Origin of the sequence: Streptomyces rhizosphaerihabitans, assembly GCF_025399795.1 — a bacterium.
GTDB classification, from domain to species: Bacteria; Actinomycetota; Actinomycetes; order Streptomycetales; family Streptomycetaceae; genus Streptomyces; species Streptomyces rhizosphaerihabitans.
In genome coordinates this window covers 83,847-92,246 of record NZ_JAODTZ010000041.1, presented here as the reverse complement: position 1 = coordinate 92,246, position 8,400 = coordinate 83,847, and the positions used below count along the sequence as shown (strand labels likewise).

Sequence of the window (8,400 nt, the reverse complement as noted above, 5' to 3'; positions counted from 1 at the left end):
AAGCAGGCCGAAGCGGCCCGCTTGACACGACGGCCGCCAGTGACACTTGGCATGCCTCACCCCAGGCCGGAACAGTGCCACGACGAATGATCATGAGCACCGCCGGAGAGACATGCGTCTCTCCGGCGGTGCTCATCGCTCGATTCTGTGCCAGAGTGATGCGTGTGGGGCCCAGCTACCTTCTGGGCCCCACAGGCATCACCGGCTTCCTTCTGCCCTACGGCGCCGCAGGAACCGCCAGGAAATTGCCATCTGGATACCGACACTTCCCAACATGATGAGGAACAGCCAGAACCGATCCTTGGTCATGAGGATCAGAGCCGATGAGACGGTCATGTTGATGGCGGCGTAGCTCACCATGTGCGCCCGCGAAAATGCCTGACGCCCACGGGATTTCGTGGCCCGCTGCATCTGAGTGCGGATGGCACCCCCGGCCACGAGACCGAAGGCGAAGCCCATCGCGCGCAGATACCGACGGATGTTTTCGCTGGGACGACCTTCGTCGCCCTTCGAGGTCATGATGTCGTGAAGGTCAGGCTCCCAGACCTCGTGAAACAGAACCTTCCAGTCCTTGAACGGCACCATGAACACGGTGCAGCGAAGGATGAGAAACGGAAGCCTAGAGGTGACGGCCCTCTTCACGAGAGCCGTCACCTCCAACAGCAGAGCGGCGATCAGCGCCGCGGCGATCGCCAACGTCCAGTCGGCAACCGAGAACGCGGCGAGGCCCTGCAGGAGGCTCTCGCCCCTACTTACGCCGTCCGCCAGGACCGTGATCATTCAGTACCACCTTATGTAGTTAGACCCGGTAGAAGCCCGGATCGCCCCTGCGGGGCCCGTGTGAGCTCATGGAGCTCGGCCAGCGCCAAGCGGGCCGCCCGAGCCCCCTCGCCCGTGATCTTGTAGTAGCGACGGGCGGGGCGGCCTGCCTCGACCGGGTCGATCTCTTCCTTCTCAGCCTCGATCACGCCCTGACGCTCTAGCCGGGCCAAGATCGGGTACAGGGACCCGCTCTTTAGCCCCGTGGCCTGCATGATTTCCCGGCCGTAGTGCTGGCCCTGAACGTCGTCGAGTAGCTCCTTCAGAACCTTCGCCGTGGCCGGCGTGAGTCGAATCTGCTCCATGAATTGCCCCTGGGAAGTCGTGGTAGCGGCTCTACTGGCTCCAACCGTACTAGCGCCTCTACCTAGGTACTAGAGACTCTACCTAGGGTCGCGGGATTGTCAACCACAGACGATGAGGTGAGGCGAGCGCACCCTGAGCCACAAGATCAACTTAGTTGGTGCAGAGAAGGAATCTCCTGTGCAACGGCGCGATCGTCTTCGACGACAGCGGCGAACTGCTTCCCGACGGCAGCGTGGTCGCTCCGCACCGGGTGTTCGCGGACCAGCTCGCCGTCGCGGCCTGATCTCCGCTTCCCCCGCGGGCCCTACTACGCCAGCACGGCGAAGCCGTCGAGTTCGACCAGCGCCTGTTCGTCCCACAGGCGCGTGGCGCCGATGACGGCCATCGCGGGGTAGTCGCGGCCCGCCAACCGGCGCCAGATGCGGCCCAGTTCGGGAGCGTGGACGCGGTAGTCGGCGACGTCCGTGGCGTAGACAGTGACCCGGGCGAGGTCGGCGGGAACGCCGCCCGCCGCGCGCAGCGCGGTCAGCAGATTGACCAGCGCCCGCTCGAACTGCAGGGGCAGGGTCTCCCCCACCACCTTCCCGTCCACGTCGAGCGCGGTCTGTCCGGCCAGGAAGACGACACGGGAGCCGGTGGCGACGACGGCGTGGGAGAACCCGGCGGGCGGGGAGAGCTCGGGCGGGTTGACGCGCTCGGCGGTCATACGGACCCCGTTTCCTGTGCTTGTTCAACGGTCATGCGGACCCCGACCCCGTGTCCCACGTCTGCTCGGAGGTCATACGGACTCCGCGCCCTTCTTCTGCTCGGCCGCCCGGTACAACTCCTTGGCGATGACGGTCCGTTGGACCTCGCTGGCTCCCTCGTAGATGCGCGGAGCGCGCACCTCGCGATAGAGGTGTTCGAGGAGATGGCCGCGGCGCAGTGCGCGGGCGCCGTGCAACTGGACGGCCGCGTCGACGACGTACTGGGCCGTCTCGGTCGCGAGCAGCTTCGCCATCGCCGCCCGCCGCGGCACGTCCGTGGCCCCCTCGTCGTACGCCGCCGCGGCCGCGTACACCATCAGGCGGGCCGCCTCGGTGCGCAACGCCATCTCGGCGACCTGGTGGGCCACGGTCTGCAGGTCCTTCAGCGGGCCGCCGAACGCCTCGCGGCCCGCCGTGTGCGCGAGGGTCGCGTCCAGCGCGGCCTGTGCCATGCCGACGGCGAAGGCGCCCACGCTCGGCCGGAAGAGGTTGAGGGTGTTCATGGCGACCCGGAACCCGTGGTCGGGTTCGCCGAGGACGTCGTCCGCGGTGACGGGTACGCCGTCGAAGGCGAGGGCGCCGATGGGGTGCGGGGAGAGCATGTCGAGCGGGGTGCCGGTGAGGCCGGGGCGGTCGGCGGGGACCAGGAAGGCGGTGACGCCGCGGGCTCCGGCGTCGGGCGCGGTCCGCGCGAAGACGGTGTAGAAGTCGGCCTCGGGGGCGTTGGAGATCCAGCATTTCTCGCCGGTGAGCCGCCAGCCGCCGGTGCCGTCCTCGTCCGCCCGCAGCGCCAGCGCGGCGGCGTCCGATCCCGCGCCCGGCTCGCTCAGCGCGAAGGCCGCCACTGCGCCGCCGCCCGCGACCCGGGGCAGCCAGTGCTCGCGCTGGGCCGGGGTGCCGTACGCGTGGACCGGATGGGCGCCGAGCCCCTGGAGGGCCAGCGCCGTCTCGGCCTCGGTGCAGACCTGGGCCAGGGACTCGCGCATCAGGCAGAGGTCGAGGGCGCCCGAGGTGAACAGACGGGAGAGCAGGCCGAGTCGGCCGAGTTCGGCGACGAGCGGTCGGTTGACGTGACCGGGCTCGCCCTTGTCGGCCAGTGGGCGCAGGTGTTCCGCGGCCAGTGTGCGCAGCTCGGCACACCAGGCGATCTGCCCCGGATCAAGCGAGAATGCGGTCATTGCCCGTCCCCTCTGCCCATCGGACGCCACCCACGTTATCGCGAACTGTTGACTGTCGTCACCAACACGATACGCTCCTTGTGCGAGCCCACCACAACGCCCACCAAGGCAAGGGGGCGAACCTCCATGGACCCTGTGGATCCCGCAGATCCCGCGGACACCTTGGGGCCGGCACGCTCGGCCCACGCCGATACCTTCGCGCGCGACCATCTCCCGCCCCCCGGACAGTGGCCCGAACTCCGCTTCGACCTGCCCGGGCTCCGCTACCCCGTTCGGCTCAACTGCGCCGCCGAGCTCCTCGCGGACACCGACCCCGAACGCCCGGTGTTCCGTACTCCGTCCGGCGACCCGTGGACGTACGGACAACTGCGCGCCCGCGTCGACCGCATCGCCCATGTGCTGACCGGCGAGCTGGGCGTCGTCCCGGGCAACCGGGTGCTGCTGCGCGGCCCGACCACACCCTGGCTGGCGGCCTGCTGGCTGGCGGTGCTGAAGGCGGGAGCGGTCGCCGTCACGGTGCTCGCACAGCAACGGCCGCACGAACTGAGCACGATGTGCGGGATCGCCCGGGTGACGCACGCCCTGTGCGACATCCGCTCGGTCGACGACCTGGCCAAGGCGGAGATCCCCGGACTGCGGATCACGACGTACGGCGGTGACGCGCCCGACGATCTGCTACTGCGCATCACCGGCGCCCCGGACGAGCCCTTCGACGCGCTGGACACCGCCGCCGACGACGTGGCGCTGATCGCGTTCACCTCGGGCACCACCGGACGGCCCAAAGGCTGTATGCACTTCCACCGCGATGTGCTGGCGATAGCGGACACCTTCTCGAAGCATGTATTGCAACCACACGAGGACGATGTCTTCGCGGGTAGTCCTCCCTTGGGATTCACCTTCGGGCTCGGCGGTCTCGTCGTGTTCCCCCTGCGCGTCGGCGCCTGCTCCCTGCTGCTCGAACAGGCGGGTCCCAAACAGCTGCTGCCCGCCATCGCCGAGCACCGGGTCTCCGTACTGTTCACCGCGCCGACCGCCTACCGGGCGATGCTCGCGGAACTGGCGGAACCGGCCGAGCACGACATCGGGTCGCTGCGGCGCTGTGTGTCCGCGGGCGAGAACCTGCCCGCGGCGACCTGGCGGGACTGGCACGGGCGCACCGGGCTCGGCATCATCAACGGCATCGGCGCCACCGAGCTGCTGCACATCTTCATCTCCGCCGCCGACGGGGACATCCGCCCCGGCACGACGGGCCTGCCGGTGCCGGGCTGGCACGCGCGCGTGGTCGACGCCGACGGGGCTCCGGCGCCGGACGGCGAACCCGGTCTGCTCGCCGTACGCGGCCCGGTCGGCTGCCGGTATCTCGCCGACCCCCGGCAGCGGGAGTACGTGCGCGACGGCTGGAACATCACCGGCGACACCTACGTCCGCGATCCCGACGGCTACTTCCGCTATGTGGCCCGCGCCGACGACATGATCATCTCGGCGGGGTACAACATCGCGGGCCCCGAGGTCGAGGACGCGCTGATGCGGCACCCGGACGTTCTCGAGACGGCGGTCGTCGGGCGGGCCGACGAGGCACGCGGGCAGATCGTGGTGGCCTACACGGTGCTCAAGGAGGGCGCGCGCCGGGACGCCGAAGCGCTGCGCGCGTTCCTCAAGTCCGAGCTGGCTCCGTACAAATGTCCCCGCGAGATCGTCTTCCTGGACGCGCTGCCGCGCACCGCCACGGGCAAGCTCCAGCGGTTCAGGCTGCGGGAGGAGACCGATACTGGTGCTGGTGCTGGTGCTGGTGGCGGTGCGGGGGGCGATACCCCGTCGGCCTCCACGCCCGAAGGATCGGCATCCGTTCCCGGGCGCTCGGCCGCCGTGCCCGGGGGCGACTCGTCCACAGGCGGCGATCCCAAGTGATCTTCGCGCACTAGAGTGATCAACGTGTCAGAGCAACACGCCCCCCGTTCCCTCATCGTCACCTTCTACGGCGCGTACGGCCGGTTCGCGCCCGGCCCGGTGCCGGTGGCCGAGTTGATCCGGCTCCTCGCCGCTGTCGGCGTGGACGCGCCCTCGGTGCGGTCGTCCGTGTCCCGGCTCAAGCGCCGAGGGCTCCTGGAGCCGGCGCGCACCGCGGCGGGCGCGGCCGGATACGCGTTGTCGCCGGACGCGCGGCAGCTGCTCGACGACGGCGACCGCCGGGTGTACGCGTCGGCGCCTCCCGAGGACGACGGCTGGGTGCTCGCCGTCTTCTCCGTGCCCGAGTCGGAGCGGCAGAAACGGCACGTCCTGCGCTCGCGGCTCGCCGGTCTCGGCTTCGGCACGGCCGCCCCCGGGGTGTGGCTCGCCCCGGCGCGGCTGTACGAGGAGACCCGGCACACCCTGGAGCGGCTGCGGCTCGATCCCTACGTGGAGCTGTTCCGCGGCGAGCATCTGGGGTTCGCCGCGACGGCCGACGCGGTGGCGCGCTGGTGGGATCTGGCAGCGATCGCCAAGGAGCACGAGGCGTTCCTCGGCCGGCACGCGCGTGTGCTGCACACCTGGGAGGGGCGCGCGGACACCCCGCCCGAAGAGGCCTACCGCGACTATCTGCTCGCCCTCGACTCCTGGCGCCATCTCCCGTACACCGACCCGGGGTTGCCCGCCGCACTGCTCCCCGAGGACTGGCCCGGCGCCCGCTCGGCCGGCGTCTTCCGGGCACTGCACGAACGACTTCGGGACGCGGGAGCCGAGTTCGCCGGGGTGCCCCCGTGGTCCGGGCACCCCGACGCCGTGTGATCTCCGCCGCGGAATGTCCCGCGCGGCGGCGTGATCGCCCTCGGGCCGGGCTCCCCCGCGCTCACGCGGCGCGTCCGGGCTGCCGCGCCCACCGCTCCTGACTCCGGGGCGTCCTCAAGTCCCCAATGCGAGGCGGGGCTTGGGGGCGTCGGTGCGGCCGGTCTGCGGGGGGCGGCTGCCCGCCCGGTACGGCATCGGCCAGTCGGCGCCCGGCCCCTCGTAGCCCTGCTCGGCCGCCGCGTGCAGCGTCCAGTTGGGGTCGTACAGGTGCGGCCTGGCGAGTGCGCACAGGTCGGTCCGCCCCGCCAGGATCAGGGAGTTGACGTCGTCCCAGGAGGAGATCGCGCCGACGGCGATCACCGGGAGCCCGGTCTCGTGACGAATCCGGTCGGCGTAGGGCGTCTGATAGGAGCGGCCGTACTCGGGGCGTTCGTCCGCCACCACCTGGCCGGTGGAGACGTCGACCGCGTCGGCGCCGTGCGCGGCGAAGGCCCGTGCGATCGCCACCGCGTCGTCCCCGGTGGTGCCGCCCTCCGCCCAGTCGGTGGCGGAGATGCGCACGGTCATGGGCCGTTCCGCAGGCCACACCGCCCGTACCGCGTCGAACACTTCGAGCGGGAAGCGCAGCCGCTTATCCAGCGATCCGCCGTACGCGTCGGTGCGCAGGTTGGTCAGTGGCGAGAGGAAGCCGGAGAGCAAGTAGCCGTGGGCGCAGTGCAGTTCGAGGAGGTCGAAGCCACAGCGGGCGGCGCGGCAAGCGGCCGCGGTGAACTGCTCGCGCAGATCGGTGAGCTGGGCGCGGGACAGCTCACGGGGTGTCTGACTGTCCGGCCCGTACGGGAGGGGGGAGGCGGCCACGAGGGGCCAGTTGCCGTCCGGCAGGGGTTCGTCGATGCCCTCCCACATCAGCCGGGTCGAGCCCTTGCGTCCGGCGTGGCCGAGCTGGAGGCCGATCGCGGTGCCCGGTGCCTGCCGGTGCGTGAAGTCGACGATCCGCCGCCAGGAGTCGGCCTGCCGGGCGGTGTAGATGCCCGCGCAGCCGGGCGTGATGCGGCCCTCCGCGCTGACGCACACCATCTCGGTCATCACGAGTCCGGCGCCGCCGAGAGCCCGCGCGCCCAGGTGGACGAGATGGAAGTCTCCGGGAACGCCGTCCACGGCCGAGTACATGTCCATCGGCGAGACGACGACACGGTTGCGCAGGGTCAGACCGCGCAGCCGGAACGGGGTGAACATCGGCGGGGTGCCGGGCGGGCAGCGGAACTCCCGCTCGACCGCGGCCACGAAGTGCGGATCGCGCAGCCGCAGGTTGTCGTGGGTGACCCGGCGGCTGCGGGTGAGGAGGTTGAACGCGAACTGCCGGGTGGGCTGGCCGAGATAGCGGCCGAGGTTCTCGAACCAGTCCAGGCTGGCCCGGGCGGCCCGCTGGGTGGAGGCGACGACGGGGCGCCGCTCCTCCTCGTACGCGGTCAGCGCCTCGTCCAGTGACGGCCGCTCCTCCAGGCAGGCGGCCAGCGCGAGCGCGTCCTCGACGGCGAGCTTGGTGCCGGAGCCGATGGAGAAGTGGGCGGTGTGGGCGGCATCGCCGAGCAGGACCAGATTGCCGTGCGACCAGCGGTCGTTGACGATCGTCCGGAAGGTCGTCCAGGCCGACTTGTTGGCACGCAGCGGGCGTCCGCCGAGCGCGTCCGCGAAGATCTTGCCGCACCGCTCGACGGACTCCGCCTCGTCGAGGTCCGCGAACCCCGAGGCCCGCCAGACCTCTTCGCGCATCTCGACGATGACGGTGGAGGCGCCGCATTGATTCCGGGGCCCGGAGGGACACGTCGAGGGGTGGTGGTCGGGCGACGGGCGGGAGTACGGGTAGCCGTGCAGCTGCATCACGCCGTGTTCGGTCTCGGCGATCTCGAAGCGGAAGGCGTCGAAGGCGAAGTCGGCGGCGAGCCAGATGTAGCGGCAGCGGTGCTCCTCGACGGACGGACGGAACACCTCCGCGTACGCCGCGCGCGTGAGGCTGTGCACTCCGTCGGCGGCGACGACGAGGTCGTGTGCCGCCATCAGTTCGTCGACGGGCGGGGCCTCGGCCGTGAAGCGCAGGTCGACGCCCAGCGAGCGGCAGCGTTCGTGCAGGATCTCCAGGAGTCGGCGGCGCCCGAGCGCGGAGAAGCCGTGGCCGCCCGAGGTGTGGCGCACCCCGCGGTGCACGATGTCGATGTCGTCCCAGCGGACGAACTCGGCCTGGAGCGCCGCGTACACGACCGGGTCGGCGTGCTCGATGCCGCCGAGGGTCTCGTCGGACAGGACGACGCCGAAACCGAAGGTGTCGTCGGGCGCGTTGCGTTCCCAGACGGTGATCTCGCGGGCCGGGTCGAGGCGTTTGAGGAGGGCCGCGGCATAGAGCCCACCGGGCCCTCCGCCGATCACCGCGACACGCATCGCACCGCCGTCCCCGTGCATCCCGTGCCCGCTACCCGCGCGTCCTTCGGACCCGGCCCCGGCACGCTCATCGCGGCCGACCTCCGCACGGCCCTCCCGGCCGGCCTCAAAACGCTCATCGCGGTCATCGCGGCCCTCTCGGCCGGCGT

General features: G+C 71.0%; 7 protein-coding genes and 1 pseudogene. 3 read left to right on the top strand and 5 right to left on the bottom strand.

What is annotated here, in order from left to right; genetic code table 11:
- Positions 1-198: 198 nt before the first annotated feature.
- Both N4G66_RS32105 and N4G66_RS32100 read right to left on the bottom strand, forming a co-directional pair.
- Entirely contained in the window at positions 199-780 is a 582-nt protein-coding gene (locus N4G66_RS32105; RefSeq protein WP_261707772.1) for a hypothetical protein, read from the bottom strand.
- 11 nt (positions 781-791) lie between these two features.
- Complete coding sequence (locus N4G66_RS32100; protein WP_261707771.1) at positions 792-1,124, bottom strand: PadR family transcriptional regulator; 333 nt, start codon at positions 1,122-1,124, stop codon at positions 792-794.
- A 170-nt stretch (positions 1,125-1,294) separates the two neighbouring features.
- Between N4G66_RS32100 and N4G66_RS32095 the strand changes: the two are divergent.
- Positions 1,295-1,408: pseudogene (locus N4G66_RS32095) on the top strand (DUF5999 family protein); the annotation flags it as partial.
- 24 nt (positions 1,409-1,432) lie between these two features.
- On the opposite strand, the gene N4G66_RS32090 reads toward N4G66_RS32095, so the two are convergent.
- Both N4G66_RS32090 and N4G66_RS32085 read right to left on the bottom strand, forming a co-directional pair.
- Entirely contained in the window at positions 1,433-1,831 is a 399-nt protein-coding gene (locus N4G66_RS32090; protein ID WP_261707770.1) for a RidA family protein, read from the bottom strand.
- A gap of 72 nt (positions 1,832-1,903) precedes the next feature.
- The gene (locus tag N4G66_RS32085) at positions 1,904-3,049 is read right to left on the bottom strand and encodes an acyl-CoA dehydrogenase family protein (RefSeq protein ID WP_261707769.1); all 1,146 of its coding nucleotides are present in this window, start codon (positions 3,047-3,049) and stop codon (positions 1,904-1,906) included.
- Positions 3,050-3,175: 126 nt separating this feature from the next.
- Here N4G66_RS32085 and N4G66_RS32080 point away from each other — a divergent pair, with 126 nt between their 5' ends.
- A complete protein-coding gene (locus tag N4G66_RS32080; RefSeq protein ID WP_261707768.1) occupies positions 3,176-4,957 on the top strand; it encodes an AMP-binding protein in 1,782 nt (593 codons plus the stop codon).
- Positions 4,958-4,972: 15 nt separating this feature from the next.
- A complete protein-coding gene (locus N4G66_RS32075) occupies positions 4,973-5,815 on the top strand; it encodes a PaaX family transcriptional regulator (protein ID WP_261707767.1) in 843 nt (280 codons plus the stop codon).
- Positions 5,816-5,929: 114 nt separating this feature from the next.
- On the opposite strand, the gene N4G66_RS32070 is transcribed toward N4G66_RS32075, so the two are convergent.
- On the bottom strand, positions 5,930-8,251 hold the full coding sequence (locus N4G66_RS32070) for a bifunctional salicylyl-CoA 5-hydroxylase/oxidoreductase (protein WP_261707766.1): 2,322 nt from the start codon (positions 8,249-8,251) through the stop codon (positions 5,930-5,932).
- Positions 8,252-8,400: the final 149 nt, after the last annotated feature.

What these genes read in the sequence shown, in the direction of transcription:
- N4G66_RS32080 (WP_261707768.1), top strand. Translation starts at nt 3,176, where the DNA reads ATGGACCCTGTGGATCCCGCAGATCCCGCGGACACCTTGGGGCCGGCA.
- N4G66_RS32105 (WP_261707772.1), bottom strand. Translation starts at nt 780, where the DNA reads ATGATCACGGTCCTGGCGGACGGCGTAAGTAGGGGCGAGAGCCTCCTG.
- N4G66_RS32085 (WP_261707769.1), bottom strand. Translation starts at nt 3,049, where the DNA reads ATGACCGCATTCTCGCTTGATCCGGGGCAGATCGCCTGGTGTGCCGAG.
- N4G66_RS32100 (WP_261707771.1), bottom strand. Translation starts at nt 1,124, where the DNA reads ATGGAGCAGATTCGACTCACGCCGGCCACGGCGAAGGTTCTGAAGGAG.
- N4G66_RS32070 (WP_261707766.1), bottom strand. Translation starts at nt 8,251, where the DNA reads ATGCGTGTCGCGGTGATCGGCGGAGGGCCCGGTGGGCTCTATGCCGCG.
- N4G66_RS32090 (WP_261707770.1), bottom strand. Translation starts at nt 1,831, where the DNA reads ATGACCGCCGAGCGCGTCAACCCGCCCGAGCTCTCCCCGCCCGCCGGG.